Annotated in this window: 15 protein-coding genes; 5 read left to right on the plus strand and 10 right to left on the minus strand. The window is 68.3% G+C overall.

Annotated features, from left to right (window positions below; all coding sequences use genetic code 11):
• Window positions 1–69 precede the first annotated feature (69 nt).
• The 4 genes from JZ792_RS33825 to JZ792_RS33840 all read left to right on the plus strand — a co-directional run bounded on the left by JZ792_RS33825 (window position 70) and on the right by JZ792_RS33840 (window position 3,567).
• Complete coding sequence (locus JZ792_RS33825; RefSeq protein ID WP_216916969.1) at window positions 70–792, plus strand: NAD(P)H-binding protein; 723 nt, start codon at window positions 70–72, stop codon at window positions 790–792.
• Window positions 789–1,847: a DUF7405 family protein gene (locus JZ792_RS33830; RefSeq protein WP_216916970.1), complete on the plus strand. Its 1,059-nt coding sequence runs from the start codon at window positions 789–791 to the stop codon at window positions 1,845–1,847. Before JZ792_RS33825 ends, JZ792_RS33830 begins: the two co-directional genes overlap by 4 nt.
• 4 nt (window positions 1,848–1,851) lie before the next feature.
• Complete coding sequence (locus JZ792_RS33835) at window positions 1,852–2,517, plus strand: hypothetical protein (RefSeq protein ID WP_216916971.1); 666 nt, start codon at window positions 1,852–1,854, stop codon at window positions 2,515–2,517.
• 111 nt (window positions 2,518–2,628) lie between these two features.
• Window positions 2,629–3,567, plus strand: a complete 939-nt coding sequence (locus tag JZ792_RS33840; protein WP_216916972.1) for an aldo/keto reductase — start codon at window positions 2,629–2,631, stop codon at window positions 3,565–3,567.
• A 71-nt stretch (window positions 3,568–3,638) separates the two neighbouring features.
• Here the strand turns inward: JZ792_RS33840 and JZ792_RS33845 are convergent, their stop codons facing one another.
• Both JZ792_RS33845 and JZ792_RS33850 read right to left on the minus strand, forming a co-directional pair.
• Complete coding sequence (locus tag JZ792_RS33845) at window positions 3,639–4,949, minus strand: NtaA/DmoA family FMN-dependent monooxygenase (RefSeq protein WP_216916973.1); 1,311 nt, start codon at window positions 4,947–4,949, stop codon at window positions 3,639–3,641.
• 9 nt (window positions 4,950–4,958) lie between these two features.
• Entirely contained in the window at window positions 4,959–5,939 is a 981-nt protein-coding gene (locus tag JZ792_RS33850) for an LLM class flavin-dependent oxidoreductase (RefSeq protein ID WP_216916974.1), read from the minus strand.
• 456 nt (window positions 5,940–6,395) lie between these two features.
• On the opposite strand from JZ792_RS33850, the gene JZ792_RS33855 reads away from it, so the two are divergent.
• Window positions 6,396–7,340, plus strand: coding sequence for a LysR family transcriptional regulator (locus JZ792_RS33855; RefSeq protein WP_216916975.1), 945 nt, complete (start codon window positions 6,396–6,398; stop codon window positions 7,338–7,340).
• A 55-nt stretch (window positions 7,341–7,395) separates the two neighbouring features.
• Here the strand turns inward: JZ792_RS33855 and JZ792_RS33860 are convergent, their stop codons facing one another.
• The 8 genes from JZ792_RS33860 to JZ792_RS33895 all read right to left on the minus strand — a co-directional run.
• On the minus strand, window positions 7,396–8,715 hold the full coding sequence (locus JZ792_RS33860; protein WP_216916976.1) for an acyl-CoA dehydrogenase family protein: 1,320 nt from the start codon (window positions 8,713–8,715) through the stop codon (window positions 7,396–7,398).
• Window positions 8,716–8,748: 33 nt separating this feature from the next.
• Entirely contained in the window at window positions 8,749–10,416 is a 1,668-nt protein-coding gene (locus tag JZ792_RS33865; RefSeq protein WP_216916977.1) for a dipeptide ABC transporter ATP-binding protein, read from the minus strand.
• Window positions 10,409–11,305, minus strand: coding sequence for an ABC transporter permease (locus JZ792_RS33870; RefSeq protein ID WP_216916978.1), 897 nt, complete (start codon window positions 11,303–11,305; stop codon window positions 10,409–10,411). The genes JZ792_RS33865 and JZ792_RS33870 overlap by 8 nt, the downstream gene beginning before the upstream one ends.
• Window positions 11,302–12,297 carry an ABC transporter permease gene (locus tag JZ792_RS33875; RefSeq protein WP_216916979.1) on the minus strand — a complete coding sequence of 332 codons (996 nt, stop codon included), beginning with the start codon at window positions 12,295–12,297 and terminating at the stop codon, window positions 11,302–11,304. Before JZ792_RS33875 ends, JZ792_RS33870 begins: the two co-directional genes overlap by 4 nt.
• A 183-nt stretch (window positions 12,298–12,480) precedes the next feature.
• Entirely contained in the window at window positions 12,481–14,106 is a 1,626-nt protein-coding gene (locus tag JZ792_RS33880) for an ABC transporter substrate-binding protein (protein ID WP_216916980.1), read from the minus strand.
• A 1-nt stretch (window position 14,107) separates the two neighbouring features.
• Window positions 14,108–14,821 carry a hypothetical protein gene (locus JZ792_RS33885; protein WP_216916981.1) on the minus strand — a complete coding sequence of 238 codons (714 nt, stop codon included), beginning with the start codon at window positions 14,819–14,821 and terminating at the stop codon, window positions 14,108–14,110.
• Between the two features lie 3 nt (window positions 14,822–14,824).
• The gene (locus JZ792_RS33890; RefSeq protein WP_216916982.1) at window positions 14,825–15,886 is read right to left on the minus strand and encodes a DUF7405 family protein; all 1,062 of its coding nucleotides are present in this window, start codon (window positions 15,884–15,886) and stop codon (window positions 14,825–14,827) included.
• Window positions 15,883–16,600, minus strand: a 718-nt coding sequence (locus tag JZ792_RS33895) for an NAD(P)H-binding protein (protein WP_216916983.1), incomplete at its 5' end; no start/stop codon positions are given. The genes JZ792_RS33895 and JZ792_RS33890, both read right to left, overlap by 4 nt.

Genomic DNA, 16,600 nt, shown 5'->3' on the forward strand with positions numbered 1-16,600 from the left:
ATTTAAAGCTCATCGGAGCCACGTCATCGACTTACGATCGGCGAAACTGCTCGAAGTTTGGTTGGAGTCATGGTCGATATCGTCGAATTGGGCCCGGTGTATGCCGAGGCGACCAGTACCGAGTTCCATCTGGTGAATCGAGCGGGCGGCTGGGGCGCCCGCGATATCGCCGAACGGCTCGCGCACGAGCGCGGACACCGTTACCGCCGCCCGGCCGACGGCGGTGTCACCGAGGCCGAACTGGATCGGCTCGTCGCCGACGCGGACGCGGTGATCCTGTCGCCGTCGCTCAACGGTGGTGCGGGCGTGATGCGCCAGCCCACCGACGGGCCGACGGCCGGTCGCACGATCGGCCACCGGATCCTGGACCGGCTCAGCGCGGATCGGCCCGACGTCCACGTGGTGCTGCTGTCACATTTCCTCACCGGACACGGTGTGAACCACCGCAATCGCAGGATCCACGCACTCGCGTTGCGTGCGTTGGAGGCCCACCTGCGTGCCGGACGCAACCCGTGGACCGTGCTGCGGGCCACCTGGCTCTCCGCCACCCACGACCCGTCCTATCAGATCCGTTTGACCCAGGACCAGTACGCCGACGGTCTGGTCAGCACCGAATCACTCGCGCGGGCGGTACTGGCGGCCATCGAGAATCCCGAGGTGTCGGCCGGGCGCACCGCCGCGGTCTTCAATCTCAGCATCCCCGGCGCCGCCCCCGCCGACCTCGCGGGCCAATTCGCCGACCTCGTACCCGATTTCGAAGCCCGGTTCGTGCGAGAGCCCGTGGCGGGATGAGCGGCCTACCCGCGGGACAGCACGAGTGGGAGGCGACATTCGGACGGGACGAGATCGGCCGTCCGGTGCCGCCGCGCTACCACCACCTGATCCTGGTCGACGTGGTCGAGAATCCCGACGCGGACGCCGCGCGGCTGCTGGAATCGCGGCTGGCCGAACTGGAGCGGCGTCACACCTACGGTCCCGACGGTCTGCTGACCACGCTGGGCTGGGGCCCGACCTGGTGGGACCAGTACACCGAGCACACCGCCCTGATCGGCGTCCCGTCGAAGATGTCGCGGTGGGAGGATCCCGTTCTGGAGACGCCACACGCGATCTTCCACCTCGCCACCGATCACCCCGAGATCCTCGAGTCGGCCGGTGATGTCCTGTTCGGCGAGGACGGTGTCGGTCAGCACCTGAAGGTCCGCGAGATCCGCACCGGTTTCGTCGGCGCGGGGCTGGCCAGCGACGCGCTGCCCCATCTCGACATTCCGAGGTCGTCACCCCTGCTGTTCGGTTTCCATTCCGTGCTGCGTGGCAACCAGGCCCCCGAGGAATCGCTCAGGATCCCGTCGGGGCCGCTGGCGGGCGGCACCACCCAGCACGTCAGCCGGATCGAACTCGACGTGGACCGGTGGCACGCCAGGAATCGCGACGAACAGGCGGCGTTGCTCTACGCGCCCACGGTGAGCGCGGCCGAGGCGGAGACGCTCGACGACGACGCGCCCAGTGACTACGCGTCCTACGAACAGACCGTGCGCGAACACGGCATCGTCGGCCACGCGCAGGCGGCGGCCCGCGCGCGGGTCGACAACGTGCCGGTGATCAATCGTCGTGACTTCGCCACCGTCGACGACGGCAAACCGGGGACGCATTTCATCTCGTTGCAGCGTGAGCTGCGCGATTTCAACAACACGCGCGCGATCATGAACGCCGCGGACGGCACCGGATACCACCGCTCGGTCGGCGCGAGGCGACGCAACGGCATCAACGCGTTCTTCGATGTCACGCGCCGGGCGACATTCGGGATTCCGTCGCGCGAATCCCGCGCCTACCCGCACCTTCGGAGCTGAACCCATGACCGGAACCACCGACCTCGCGAGCGCGACAGCCCTCGACGAGGACTCGATCGTGGCCTTGCGCGAAATACTCGACGATCCGTCGCTGCCCGTCGGCACCACCGTCGAAGGCCCCGACGGGCAACGGATCTCGCGACTTCGGGAAGCACTCGACCACCTGGTGACGGTGCGCGCCGGTGCCGCCGTGATCGAATCGGCCGAAGCGGGCGCACATCTGGTGAGGGCGCTGTCCGTCCTGGACACCGATCTCGCCGACGTGCTCGACCGACATGTCGGCGCGGTGCGCGCATTGTCGGGTGTGGAGGCGGGCCGTGCGCGCAACGCCGTGCTCGGCGATGTGGGGCGCGGCGATCTGATCGCCTTCGCTTCCACTGTGCGACAGTGGAATTGGGACGAGGCCGCGCCGGATTCGGTCCGGCCGTTGCGGCGTGCGCACGGCGAGATCGTCGTCGACGATTTCCCCGGCCTGTACGACACGGTGCTCGCGTGGCATCCCGGCATCGGCGGGCTGGTCGCGATCTCGACCCATCGCCAGGGTCTGAGCTGGGAACCCGCCGACGGCGATGCCGGATCCGCCCACGCCTGGGTTCTCACCCTGGACGCGGTGACCTTCCACTACGACGATGTGATCCTGCTCGACCACGATCCGCGCCGAGAGTCCTGACGCGCGGAATCCGTTTCGACGCAATACCTTCCCGGCGCGACGATCGCGCCGGGTAGGCCCGTGTACGCACTGGATCGGTGACCGACGACGGTCGCCGGAGACGGAGGATCTGTGAACGCACCGAGTGACGCGCACACGCTGCGCCCCCTGTGGGAGGGCGGACCGCCGGTCACCTTCCTCGGTTACGGCGCGATGGAGTTGCGCGGTGGCGCCGATGTGCACCGTCGTCCCCGGCCCTTGGCCAGGGAGGTCGCCCACGAGGCGCTCACCACCGTGCTCGACGAGGGCATCACCTTCATCGACACCTCGATCGACTACGGGCTCTCCGAGGAGATCATCGGCGAGGCCATCTCCGGCAGACGCGACGAGTACATCCTGGCGACCAAGGCGGGATGCCCGCTGGAGCACCGTCCCGACGCGCCGCCGGGACTGCTCCCGCACGATTACAGCGCCGAACATATCCGCCGTGGCGTCGAGCAGAGTCTGACGCGGTTGCGCACCGACCGTGTCGATCTGCTCCAGATCCACGGCAGCCCGTCGCCGGAGGTCCTCGAATCGCACGGGACGCTGGAGACGTTGATCCGGTTGCGGGACGAGGGCAAGGTCAGGGCCATCGGCATCTCGTCGGCGCTCCCGCACCTGTCCGCCCACCTGACGATCAAGGAACTCCAGACCTACCAGCTCCCGTACTCGCCGTTCGAGCGGGCGCTGGAATCGTTCCTCGACGTCGCCGGGGAGCGTTCGGCGGGCGTGATCGTCCGCGGCGGGGTCGCGCAGGGGTTGAGCAGGCCCAAGCCGACCGCCTCCGGTTCGGATGTCGAGCCGTCGTCGGTCTCGCTGGAGGATCTCACCGACGGCGATTCCGTTCCGGGCTTGCTGCTGCGCCTGCAACTGAGCAATCCGAATATCAGCACCGTGATCGCCGGCTCGGCGAACCCGGACCATATCCGCGCGAACGCGCGCGCGGTACGCCGTGGGCCGCTGTCGGAGGATGTGCAGGCCGAAGCCTGGCGGCGGATCGCCGCGGCGGGATTCACGCCGGATCACTAGGCGTCGGACCAAGCCTTCGGTCGGGGCGTGAATTACGCTCCGACCGAAGGCAACTCGGCCCGACACCGCGCTCACGTGTGTGCGGGCACGACCGCGCGTGCGTGTACCGGACCGATTCCGAATCGTTCCCGCAGTGTCGTCTCGGTGTACTCGTGCCGGAACAACCCGCGCCGCCGCAGGATCGGCACCACCTCGTCGACGAAGATCTCCAGCCCGGACGGGAATCCATCGGGCATCAGATTGAATCCGTCCGCCGCACCGGCACGGAACCACTCCTCGATGGTGTCGGCGACCTCCTCCGGTGACCCGATCACGCGCCGATGTCCGCCGTTGCCGAATTCCAGCAGCGCTTCGCGCAGCGTGTACCTGCCGCCGGTCGCCGCGACACGGTCGCCGACGCCGCGCACCACGGATTCGCGGAATCCGAGCGAGGCGGAGAACGCGTCGGGGTCGTCCAGATCCTCGAGCACGTGCGGCGGGAACGGGTCATCCAGGTCGTACTGTCCCAGGTCGTGCGCGAGCACCGCACCCAGGCGCGACAATTCGTGGCCGGGTTCCTGTAGTTCACGGGCCAGCGCGTACCTGGCCTCGGCTTCGGCGTTGGTGCTTCCGATGATCGTGATCAGGCCGGGCAGGACGGCGATATCGTCGCGCGATCGGCCGAATTCGGTCGCGGTCCGTTTGACCTGCTCGTAGTGTTCCCGTCCCGCGCTCAACGACAGTTCCGCACTGAACACCGCGTTCGCCGTCCGCCCGGCCAGGGCGCGGCCCTGGGGTGAGCCGCCCGCTTGGACGACCAGCGGATACCCCTGGGGTGACGGACCGAGCGGCAGCCGGCCGTCGACCTGGAAATGCGCGCCCCGATGGTTCACCGCGCTGCCGTCGACCGCCGCCTGCCACAGCGCGACGACGACATCGATGAATTCGTCGGCCCGCCGATAGCGGGCACCGCGATCCGGGATCGCGGCGAGACCGAAATTGCCGCCCGCCGCAAGGTTGTAGGTGGTCACCGCGTTCCACGCGGCGCGGCCCGCGCTGATGTGATCCAGGCTCAGCAGCCGTTCGGCCAGCTCGACCGGATCGTTGAAGGTGGTCGACAGGGTGCCGATCAGGCCCAGGTGCGTCGTGGCGGCGGCCACCGTCGCCAGGATCGTGGTCGGTTCCAGTGCCCGGCCCGGCCGCAGGCGCGGGTTCTCCCGCAGCGCGGGGTTGTCGGCGAGGAAGAACGCGTCCAGCGTCCCACGCTCGGCGATCCGGCCGATCTCGGCGAAATAGTCACCGCAGACCACCGCGTCCTTGGGCAGCCCGGACAGTTGCCAGGCGACCGGGCTGATGCCCAGGTCGAGGACGTTCACATTGAGGATGACGTGCTTGTCGCTCATGGCATTCCCTCACGATCCCGCGAAGACCGGCCGGTGACGGCTCAGGTCGGGTTCGACGCGCCGTGGCGTCCGGAGATATTCGCGCAGTGTCGGACGCGCGCCGGGTCTCGTTGTACCCGAATGGATTCCACCGTGATCGGTCCGGAGGCGGACGATGCCGGATCGCGCGAGCGTGGTCAGCGGGCCCGAGAGAAAGCCACGCAGGTCGAACAGATCCGCCCGGACGAGCACGCCGTGCACCCGCGGATTCGCGGCCGATTCGGTGATCCGCGAACGCAATCCGGGATCGGACCGGTCCAGCCGCACGTGCACGCGTACCGATTCCGGCAGTTCGGCCACCGCCGCCAAATGCTCGGGGGCGACGATCACGATATCGGCGGACCCGACGTCACGCGGGTCGTCGCCGGGTTCGTAGCGCCACCACACCACGGGTTCACCCTGCGGTGTCGTCGGCACGTTGAGCGGACCCGTGGTGGAGAAGAAGCCGGTGTGGTCGGCGTAACGCACCGGGGTCGTGTCGGGGACGCCGGTGTCGCCCGTGCGCAGCGATTCGATCGGCCAGGTCCGCCACAGGGCGCGAGCCGCCGTGACCGCGTCGGCCAGCCGTGGCGCGTCCGACGGCCCCGGCGCCCAGCCGCCGCGGCCGTCCAGTCCGAGCGCGGCGGCGCGATCCTGGCGCAGGGCCAGCCATCCGGCTCTGCCGTGGGTCAGGTGATCGAGCGAGGCGAGCCGCCGGGCGACATTGAAGGGATGATCACGTTGCGGGGACGCCGCGGCGACGATCCCGAGTCCGGTGGTGCGGCGACCGAAGACGGTGGCCACCATCGTCGGGCTCAGCGAAGCGCCCGGTATCCCGTCGGCCCGGTCGGCGCCGAGCACGACATAGCCGACCCCCGCCGCGTCGATCGCTTCCGGCACCCTGTCGAATCCGGCGGCCGCCAACTGTGCCAGCTGCCCGTCCGGGATTTCCACGCCGATGACAACGGCCATTCGTGCCCTCCAGATTCCAGACATTCGGTCGCCGAACGACAGTCGGATAGCGACGATGTGCGGAAGACTCCCGAATACGATCCATTCGCCGTACGAGCGTGTTCGTCGAATCGTACGGGCCGAGGTCGGGCGCACAGGAATGTTTTCCTCTTCACGAATCGAACGAAAACGGTGAGAAAACCTGGACGTTCGCCTCTCGAGCGGGTCGATGGGCGCCGTCCTGGCCGCGTGGCCGAGAGGTTGCCCGACCTGCGAACGGGACAGCGCGCATTTAAGTTCAGCGGTCGACGCAACCCTGGTGAGGCACCTCGGGCTGCGGCATGATCCAGCCATGGGCGCTTCCGCGTACTCCGGATCGGCTGTGGGAAAGCCGATCACGGCTCGTCGCACGACCTTCGACGGGGTGACGGTCGCCCCCACCGGTAGGACTTCCTTTTCGAAGCCAGGGAGCGCGTGATGCTCAATTTCCGTCGTCTCATGCTGTTGTGCGACCTCACCGAATTGGGCACGCTGACCGCTGTCGCCGAACGCCGCAACATCACCAGTTCGGCGGTGTCGGCGCAATTGCGCATACTCGAGGACGAAGTCGGCGCGGTGCTGTTCCGCCGCAACGGCCGCACGCTGCGCCTGACACCGGGTGGCGAGGTGCTGGTCGAGCACGCGCGCACCATCTTGCGCGTGGTCGACGAGGCGATCGGCGCCGTCGCCGTCACGCACGAGAAATCGGCCGCGCGCGTGTCCATCTCGGGTTTCGAGACGAGTATCGCGAGTCTGGCCGCGCCGCTGCTGGAACAGCTGGGCCGCGAACAGCCCGAACTCCAGCTGCGCATCCTCCAGGCCGACAGCCCGAATTCACTGCGTTCACTGCGCCAGGGCGATATCGATATCGCGCTGACCTCGCGCCTGAGCTTCCGCGCCGACACGGCGACGGCCGGACTGCACAGCCACGACCTCGGATACGACCCGCTCGTGTTGCTCGCCCCACGCAAATTCCACATGCACATCCGCACCGTGGGCGCGGCGGCGCTCGCGCAGGAATCGTGGATCACCGGTCCGCAGGACTCCGGGTTGGCCGAAGCGCTGGTTCGGCTGGGTGAGAAGTCCGGCTTCGTGCCGCAGGTCGAACATCGCGTCGTCGGTGCTCCGAATATGTGCCAGCTGGCCGCGACGGGTGTCGGTGTCGCACTGGTGCCTCGACTGTCGGTTCCGCCGACGATGCGTCAGATCGTGGTGGAGGGCGTCGGTTTCGGCGGCCGAACGGTCACCGCCGTGCACCGGGAGGGGGCGCTGCGCAATCCGGCGGTGTCGCTGGTGATGCGCACACTGCGCGAATTGGCACGGGACCGGATCGAGAACGTCACCGAGGATGTGCTGACCACCGGCCTCGACGCCGCTTCCTGATCTTGCGCTCGAAATCGGCCGTGCGGCAAGGGTTTTCCCGCCGCACGGCCGAGTCTCAGGAGACGACGACCAGCGCGGGAGCGGAATCGTCGGCGGCGGGGGCCAGACCGGGCGCTTCGCCGACCGAAGGCTGATTCAGCGGTTCGGTGCCGTTGAGCAGGTAGTCACCGAGCTGCCGTTCCCGATAGATCACCGGATTGTGGGATGCCAGCGTTCGGGCGTTGCGCCAGTGCCGGTCCAAGTGCAGGCTCTCGTCCAGCGCCGACGCGCCGCCGACTTCGAAGATCTCCGTGGTCGTGCGCAATACCAGGTCGATCACCGTCGTCTGGGCACGGTAGACGTTCAGTTCCGCGTCGAGTTCGAGGGCTCGCACCCGCGCTTCGGCCTCCGGCGTGCGCTGCTCCCGCGCCGCGGTGCGCAGGGCGAAACGGGCGTCCGAGGCACGATCCAGAGCGGCGGCGACGCCGAGCACGATCTCGGCGGCGGCGTGGGCCACCGCGTCGGCGCGGCCCAGAACCTGCTGGACCTGGGGATCCTCGCGGGGCAGGTCGGCGCTCGCCTGGCTGTAGGACCGGCGGCGGCGACGAACGAATCCGGCGGTCTCGTCCACCGCGCGGCGCACGATCCCCGCCAGCGTCGCCAGGTGTACCAGTTGCACGATCGCCACCTGCCCGGCGAAGACCCGGTCGAACGCGATGACGGCGTCGGGGTCGACCTCGACGTCGGTGAACGTCGACGTGCCACTGGCGCTGGTGCGCTGACCGAAACCGGAGTAGTCGTCGAGCAGCTGCACGCCTTCGGCCGTGCTGGGAACCAGGGCCGTGACCCGTTCACCGTCGTCGCGGACGACCGCGACCGAGATGTAATCGGAGTACAGACTGCCGGTGCTGTAGTACTTCACGCCGTTGAGCAGGAGTTTGTCGCCCTGCTTCCGGAGGGTGGTGTTGGTCTGCCCGCGGACGTTGCCCGACCGCTCGCTACTGGCGTTGCCGACGATCGCGCCTTCGCCGATCCGGCGCAGCCACAATTGTCCGCGCTCGGTGTCACGTTCGCGCCACCTGTCCTCGGTGAATCGGAAATGCACGCGCAACGCCTGCACGAGATTGGATTCCGCGGCGCCGAGTTCGATGAGCAACAGGAACAACTGGCGCAACGTGGCACCGGAGCCACCGAGTTCGCGCGGCACCCGCAACGCGCCGAAACCCCGGTCACGAAGCCACCCCGCCTCTTCGAGGGGAATCCTGCGGGTGGTCTCGCGATCCAGCGCGCCCTCGGCGATCCTGTCGAAGACCGGCCGGAATCGTTCGAGGAGTTCGGTATCGGTCACCGCTGCCGCGTCCGCCCCTGTCACGCCATTCGTATTCTGTGCTGACATCGTCATCTCCTGCTCTGGGTGTTTCGGCCGTGTTCAGACCGGGACCGCGACGCGGCCCTCGGCGGCGGACCATCCGGGAACCGACTCGATCAGGTCCCGCGTGTAGTCGTCGGTGGGTGTAGCGAAGATCGTGGCGGCGGAACCGGATTCGACGACGACGCCGTGGCGCAGCACCGTGACGGTGTCGGCGATCTGGCGCACGACGCCGAGGTCGTGCGAGATGAGCACATAGGTCGACCCGAGTTCGCGTTGCAGATCGACCACGAGTTCGAGGATTCGCGCCTGCACGGACACGTCGAGCGCGCTGGTCGGCTCGTCCAGCACCAATACCTCGGGTTCGAGCGCCAACGCCCGGGCGATCGCGACCCGTTGCCGCTGTCCGCCCGAGAGCCGCCTGGGCAACGAATCATGGGTCCGGTCGCCCAGACCCACCAGGTTCAGTAGCTCCCTGGCTCGCGCCGCCCGGGAGGCGCGGGTGCCGATTCCGTGGCGCAACAGCGGTTCGGCCACCGACCGCGCCGCCGTGTAGCTGGGATCGAGCGAGACGAAAGGGTTCTGGTAGACGAGTTGAATCCGTCGTCGCGCGGCGCGCAGGGCGCCGGGGTCGGAATAGTCCAGCGGGGTGCCGTCGAGAAGTACCTCGCCCGCCGTCGGCCGCTCGAGACCGAGCACCAACCGCGCGATCGTCGTCTTGCCCGAACCGGATTCACCGACGATGGCGTGTGTCGTTCCCTTCGCCACCGACAGGCCGACACGGTCCAGCGCGACCAGATCACCGCCCGGCCGGTGGAAGACCTTCGTCACGCCGGACAGTTCGACGACCGGCGTCGGGTTCTCCGACCGGGCGTGGATCGCGGCCGTCTCCGAGACGGTGGCCTTAGCGAATTTGTCCGCATTGAGCGCGGGCACGTCGGCGAGCAGCCGTCGCGTGTATTCGCTGCGCGGACGGTGTAATACGACCTGCGCCGGACCGGCCTCACGGACCCGGCCGCGTTCCAGGACGACGAGTTCGTCGCACCGTTCTCGCGCCAAGGCGAGGTCGTGGGTGATCAGCAGAAGGCTCAGCCCGAGCTCGGCGCGCAATCGATCGATGAGATCGAGCACCCTGCGCTGCACCGTGACATCGAGCGCTGAGGTCGGCTCGTCGGCGACGAGCAGCGCGGGCCCGGCCGCGATCGCCGACGCGATGAGCACCCGCTGCAACATTCCGCCCGACAGCTGATGCGGATACTGACGGGCGACCTCGTCCGGTCGCGGTATTCCGACATCGGCGAGCAGCGCCGCGGCCCGGTCCGCGATCTCGTCGGCCGGTACGGCGGCGGTGACGCGCAGGGTCTCGCGCAGCTGACTGCCGATGGTGCGCACCGGATTCAGCGAGTTGGCGGGATCCTGTGGTATGTAGGCGATTTCGCTGCCACGCAACGCGCGCAACCGTCGATTGCGTGCCGTCAGCAGCGATTCGTCGCGGTAGCGGATATCGCCCGACTCGACCACCGCGTTGGGTGGGGCCAGGCGCAGGACGGTGTTCGCGATGGTCGACTTGCCGGAACCGGACTCCCCCACCAGCGCTGTCGCCGAGCCTTCGGGTACGACGAAGGACACGTCGACCACGGTATGGCGCACCTGTCCCCGCTGCCGATATCCCACGCCGAGACCGTCGACCGAGAGCAGCGCGGCCGCGTGCGCACCGGGATCACTCATCGGTACTCACCTCCTTGATGAAAGCGCTCAGCCGGTTGAACGCGACGACGGAAACGACGACGGCGACGCTGGGCACGGCCACCATCCACGGTGCCGAGAACACGTAGTTCTTGCCCTCGGCGACCTGCACGCCCCACTCGGGCGAGGGCGGCGAATCGCCGTAGCCGAGGAAGGCCAGCGACGCGATCGACATGATCGCCGCGCCGAATTGCAGTACCGACAGCGCGAGCACACCGGCCCACGCGTTGGGCAGGATGTGGGAGACGATCAGGGACCGGCCACGCGCGCCGACCAGTTCGGCGGCCTCCAGATACGGCAGATTCTCGATCCGCAGCACCTCCGACCGCATCAACCGCGCGAAGACCGCGACGGAGGACACGCCGACGGCGATGGCCGCGTTGATCGTCGAGAAGCCCAGCGCCACCACGATCGCCATCGACAGCAGCAGCGAGGGGATGGCGATGAGCGCGTCGACCAGCCGCATCAGGAAACCCTCGAGCGGTGTACCCGAATAGTGGCCCGCCACCAGGCCGACGGCCGAGCCGACGAGCAGACCGATCACCACCGCGAGCAGCGCGCTCACCACCGACATGCCGGTGCCGTGCACGACGCGCGAGTAGATGTCGCGTCCCAGGTAGTCCGTCCCCAGCCAATACGTGCCCGAGGGTTCGAGCAGTACCTCGTTCAGGTGCTCCCGATACGGGTCGTGGGTACTCAGCAGTCCGGGTGCCACCGCGGCGAGCAGGATCAGCGCGATGACCACGCCCGCGATCACCGCGGTCGGTGTGAGCCGACTCCGGATCGCGGTCCCGTGCCCGGTACGGCCTGTCGCCCCGGGATCGTCGGTGACGGCCCCGGCGTTGTCGTCTTCGAGGGTGGGAGCGCTCATGACGGCACCTTCACATCGGAACCCGTGACCGAGATGGCGGATCTGCCGCGCAGTCGCGGATCGAGCAGCGGGTAGGTCAGGTCGACGGCGAGATTGACCAGGACGATCGCGCCTGCCGCGAGCAGGATCACCCCGAGCAGTACCGGGGAATCCTGACTCGACACCGCGGATTCGATCACCGAGCCGACGCCGTGACGGTTGAAGATGGCTTCGACGATGACCGAGCCGGTGATGAGTTCGGCGACCGCGAGACCGAGCATGGTCACGCCGGGCAGCGCCGAGGGCCTGGCCACGTGCGCGAAGAGAATACGCAGTCCGGCAAGCCCTTTGGATCGGGCGAAGGTGACGAACGGCTCCCCTTGGACCTCCTGCGCGTTCTCGATGATCACCCGCGCCACCGGGGCCGACACCGGCAGGGCCAGGACGGCGGCCGCCGGTATCGCCCCGCTCCAGCCGTCGGCCTGCAAGGTGCTGAACAGGCCGAGGTTGTAGGAGAACACCTGGAGTACCAGCAGTCCGACGACGAAGGTCGGGACCGAGAGCAGCGCGGCGGGAATCGCGGTGGTGAAACGGCGGACCCGCTCCCAGGGCGCGCCGGTGGCGATCGCGGCCAGTCCGAGCGCGAGGACCACCGAGAAGACCAGGGTGATGGTGGCCAGTTCGACGGTGGACGGGAGCGCGTCGAGAATACGCCTGCCGACGGGTTCGACGGTGGTCAGCGAATAGCCGAGATCGCCCTGCGCCAACCGTCGGACCGCGTGCCACAACTGCACCCACAGCGGCTGGTCCATGCCGTAGTAGGTCAGCAGCTGTTCGACCTGCTCGGGGGAATAGTTCGAATCGGGGTCGTTGAGGCGGGCGCTGATCGGATCTCCCGGCAGGAAGAACAGCAGCAGGAAGACCACCAGGTAGGACAGTGCGAGCACCACCAGGCCCTGGCCCGCGCGGGCCAGGAGGTAGCGCGGATACGAGGACGGGATCGGTCTGCTCACGGCTGACCACTGCCTCCCGAACCCGACCGTGCGCCACTACACGCCGCGGCGGTCACCGTCAGCGCGGCTACGACGAGCGCACCGGCGAAGCGCCGAAGTCGGGTGGTTGCGGTCATGGTCGGGTTCTCCTCGAATGGGTGGAAGGCGTCGGTGGGCGGGTGCTGTCGAATGCCTAGCGCGGTGTCACTCGTCGAGCCAGGCGTCGTAGAAGTACGACCGGCCCAGGGTTTCCGGGATGAATCCCTGGAGGCCGGGGGCGGTGACGAAGGACTGCTGGGTCTCCTGCAACGGCACGATCAGCGCGTTGTCGAGCAGATAGCGCTGCGCGGCGCCCACCGCCTCGGTGCGCTGCGGGCCGACCGGGATGGTCTTGATCGTGTCGAGCAGCTTGTCGAAGGCCGGATCGGCGAGTCCGCCGACCCCCTTGGAGCGGTAGCGGTTCCACAGCTGATTGATATCGGTGGCCGTGGTGTGCCCCCAGGAGAACGGATTGTCGGGCTTGGCGACCTGGGCGGTGTAGGTGGCGCGGTCGACCTTGACGATCTCGAATTGGATGCCGATGCGGGCGAGTTGGATCGCGATCAGCTCGGCGTCCGGAATCGGTACCACCCACTGCGATTCGGGATACACCCGGAACGAGAGCCTGGTGCCGTCCTTGGTCCGGATCCCGTCGGCGCCCTTGGCCGTCCAGCCCGCTTCGTCGAGCAGCCGGTTCGCGCGGGCCGGATCGAAACCGTATTGCGCGCCGATATCGACGAAACCCGGGGTGTTGGACTGGACGAGTCCCTTGGCGGCGATCCAGTTGTCGTTGTAGAGCCCCTCGATCAGTTCGGCACGGTTGATGCCGTGCAGAATCGCCTGCCGGACACGCAGATCGGCGATGAGCGGGTTGGCGGTCGGGTTGATCTCCAGGTCGCGGACGCCGCCGAACGGGCGTGCGCCGAAGTAGTGGAAACCACGCTTCTGCAACTGCTTCTCGTCGGTGATGAGCACGTCGCGCGCGGCGTGCGCCTGACCGGAGAGCAGCAGGCCCGTTCGTGAGGCACCCTCGCTCGAGATGATGTAGGTGATCGAGTTCAGATAGGCCTCGCCGGTGTGGTCGGCGGTGCCGGGCGGCCAGTTGTATCCGGCCCGGCGGACGATCTTGATCTCGCTGCCCGGTTTCTCGGAGGCGAAGGTGAACGGACCGCTACCGATCGCGTTCTCCAGTTCCGAGGCCTGTTCGTAGCCGAGGTCGATCGTGGACTGCGCCACGATCGAATGCCGCAGGTCGGCGAGATTGTTGAGGAATCCGGTGTCGGGTTCGCTGAGCCGGATGCGCACCTTGTCCGCCCCGATCGCCTCCGACCCCGCGTAACGGGCGAACTGCGGACGCGACGGAGTGATGCCGCGTTTGGTGTCACCGAACCCGAAGTGGTTCAGATTGGCGACGACGACCGCGGGGGTCAGCGCAGTCCCGTTGCTGAAGGTGACATCGGTTCGCAGCGTCAGCTCGATTTCGGTGAAATTGTCGTTCACCGTCCACGCGGTGGCCAGCCACGGAGCCAGCTTGCCGGTTTCCGGATCGAGGTACAGGAGCCGGTCGAACAGATTGACCGCTACCGAGGAGGTCTGCCATGTCCGCAGATCCTGCTGGGCGAAGCCGGTGAACTCCCCGTTCTCCAGGAAGATGACGTCGCCGCCGCGGCGCGGTTGGCCGCCGGCCGCGGCGCCCGGTCCCCCGTTCGATCCGCAGGCGACCGCCGTGGTGACCAGGACGAGTCCGGCCACGGCCGCCGCGAGCCGTCGAACGAGTTTCGGTGCGGGCATGTCAATGAGCTCCTTCTGATGTCGGTGCGGGGTGGATGGGCTCGCGCCAGCTCGCGAGTTCGCGCGGATGCCGGTCGAGCGGGATGAGGTCGTCGACGTGGAAAGTGGTGCGGGCCAGACGCACCACCCAGGTCACCGGTCGCCCGGACGCCGGAACGGTCTGCTCCCAGGAGATCCGGTCGCGATAGGTCGGTACCGCGATCAGCGAACCGCCCGTCGGTTCCCACACGAGCAGGTAGTCGTAGAGGCCGGGATAGTGATCGATCTCGAGTTCGCCCTCGGCGTGACCGATCGGGGCGTCGGCGTGTGGCGGTGCGCCCTCCGACCACGACCATCCGCGCACGGTGTGCGCCCAGGTCAGCACATCACCGCGACCGATATTGCCGAGCAGCGTGTTGCGGGCCCGGCCCGGTTCGAGACCGGCGAGCAAGCCGGACAGCGCGATATGCCATTGCACGGTGTCGGCGAGCCCCGCGTCGACGTCGGCGAGTGTGGACAGCAGCCGTGCTCCCGCGTCGGCGGAATGCGCGGCCACCGCGAGCGCGCCGACCGTGGTGAGGTGATCCACGGCTTCGCGCACCGCGCCGATCCGTGCTCCCGGCCCGACCGCGGTGGTCGCTACCGGAATGGCGGGATCGTCCAGGATCTCTCGCAGCGCGTCCACCGAATCCCGGTCGATGACCTCGTCGGCGCGAATATCGTTCGGAGCGACCATCGCTCAGCTCCTCAGGTACGGGTAGGCGCGCGACGCGCGCGGCGGAATGCCGACGGTGGCGCGATGGGTGACGTCGAAGAAGGCGTTGATGCCGTTGCGCCTGCGCGCTCCTACCGCACGGTGGTAACCCGGACCGTCCGCGGCGTTCATGATGGCGCGAGTGTTGTTGAAATCACGCAACTCTCGTTGCAGGGCGACGAAATGCGTGCCGGGTTTTCCGTCATCGACGGTGGCGAAGTCACGGCGGTTGATCACCGGCACGTTGTCGACCCGCGCTCGGGCGGCGGCCTGGGCGTGGCCGACGATGCCGTGCGACCGCGCGGTCTGCTCGTAGGACTGGTAGTCGCTCGGCGCGTCGTCGGCGAATTTCTCGGCCTGCGCCGCGGTGACGGTCGGCGCGTACAACAGCGCGGCCTGCGCGTCGCGGCTTCTGGCGTGCCAGCGCTCCACATCGAGTTCGATCCGGCTGACGTGCGCGGTGGTACCGCCCGCCAGGGGTCCGTCACCGATGGTGATCGACTGTTCGGTGGCCTGATTTCCGCGATGGATCGAGTGGAATCCGAAGAGCAGCGGTGAGTGCTGCGGAATCCCGAGTTCGGGCAGCGCCTCGCTCGGCAGCCCCGCGCCGACGAATCCGCGCCGCACGCTCTGCGCCTTCAGGTACTGCCCCTGCGCGTTCGGTCCGTCACCGAACAGGGTGTCGAACGCGTCGTCGAGAACCTCGGCGTGATCACTGGCGAGATGGAAGACCGCGTGCGGGGTCTCGATCGCCGGGTCTTCCCAGCGCGACATCCGCGCCGCGACATTGATCAGCCCGAGGTGTTCGGTGTGCCGGTCGAACCAGGCGGTGCCCCAGCCGACCGTGCTGAGCAGGCCGTCGGGACCGTAGGAGTAGCGGCTCTCGAGCAGCGCGAGCGCCGATTCCAGATGGGCCGCTCCCGCCGTGCTGGGCGCGTCGGCCAGGTCTGCGAACACCAGCAGTTGCCGTCGTGGCGGTATCGGACGGTCGAGTTCGTCGTGACCGAAGGTGGCTTCCCATTCGTGCTGGCCCGCGGGCAGACTCATTCGGTCACCGCCGCGAACAGGAGTTCCGCTTCGAAATCACGGTCGAGCGCACCGAATTGGGAGACGAGATCGGTACTGCCGGTCTCGGGGATGCTCAGGTTGTAGATCGCCGCGGTCCGGCCGCTCGCGGCCTCCGGGTTCTCGATGGCGGTGAGCACCGCGGCGGCCACGCTCTCGGTGCTGACCAGGCCGTCGGCGTGGCGGTCGCCGGTCAGTCTGGTCTGGTAGGACGGATCGTGAATGGTGGACAGCCAGGTGGGCCGCAGGATGGTCCATCGATTGGGTCCGGCGCGCAGATGCGCCTCCAGCGCCCGCAGACTCCAGGTGTTCGGCTTGGCATTGCGGTGGGTCACGCCGTGGCCGACGAGGAAATGGGAGACGAGCACGATATGCAGATCGGGCCGCCGCCGCGCGATCCGGTCGAGCACGCGGTGACCGATGAGCCTGCCCGCCTCCTCGCCGTCGGCGGGCTGCCACATCCCGGTGGCCGCGGCGACGGTCGGGGCCAGGATCAACGCGTCCGCGCTCGCCAGCGCCTCGTCGGCCTCCTCGTGGGTGACACCGCCGTCGGCGGGACGGAGGTAGGTGTGCCCGCGTTCGCGGGCCAGGAGCTCGGTGGGCTTGCGCGAGTTCCAGATTCCGTTGACGTGGTGGAAGCGCGAGTCGGCGGCCTCGGCGAATACCGGGCTGAACTCTACGATGTCGACCATGGCG

Origin of the sequence: Nocardia noduli (assembly GCF_019038455.1) — a bacterium.
Lineage (GTDB): Bacteria > Actinomycetota > Actinomycetes > Mycobacteriales > Mycobacteriaceae > Nocardia > Nocardia noduli.

Coding starts and splice junctions, on each gene's coding strand:
- JZ792_RS33830 (WP_216916970.1), top strand. CDS start 789: ATGAGCGGCCTACCCGCGGGACAGCACGAGTGGGAGGCGACATTCGGA.
- JZ792_RS33885 (WP_216916981.1), bottom strand. CDS start 14,821: ATGGTCGCTCCGAACGATATTCGCGCCGACGAGGTCATCGACCGGGAT.
- JZ792_RS33860 (WP_216916976.1), bottom strand. CDS start 8,715: ATGTCAGCACAGAATACGAATGGCGTGACAGGGGCGGACGCGGCAGCG.
- JZ792_RS33835 (WP_216916971.1), top strand. CDS start 1,852: ATGACCGGAACCACCGACCTCGCGAGCGCGACAGCCCTCGACGAGGAC.
- JZ792_RS33870 (WP_216916978.1), bottom strand. CDS start 11,305: ATGAGCGCTCCCACCCTCGAAGACGACAACGCCGGGGCCGTCACCGAC.
- JZ792_RS33850 (WP_216916974.1), bottom strand. CDS start 5,939: ATGGCCGTTGTCATCGGCGTGGAAATCCCGGACGGGCAGCTGGCACAG.
- JZ792_RS33845 (WP_216916973.1), bottom strand. CDS start 4,949: ATGAGCGACAAGCACGTCATCCTCAATGTGAACGTCCTCGACCTGGGC.
- JZ792_RS33890 (WP_216916982.1), bottom strand. CDS start 15,886: ATGAGTCTGCCCGCGGGCCAGCACGAATGGGAAGCCACCTTCGGTCAC.
- JZ792_RS33855 (WP_216916975.1), top strand. CDS start 6,396: ATGCTCAATTTCCGTCGTCTCATGCTGTTGTGCGACCTCACCGAATTG.
- JZ792_RS33865 (WP_216916977.1), bottom strand. CDS start 10,416: ATGAGTGATCCCGGTGCGCACGCGGCCGCGCTGCTCTCGGTCGACGGT.
- JZ792_RS33825 (WP_216916969.1), top strand. CDS start 70: ATGGTCGATATCGTCGAATTGGGCCCGGTGTATGCCGAGGCGACCAGT.
- JZ792_RS33880 (WP_216916980.1), bottom strand. CDS start 14,106: ATGCCCGCACCGAAACTCGTTCGACGGCTCGCGGCGGCCGTGGCCGGA.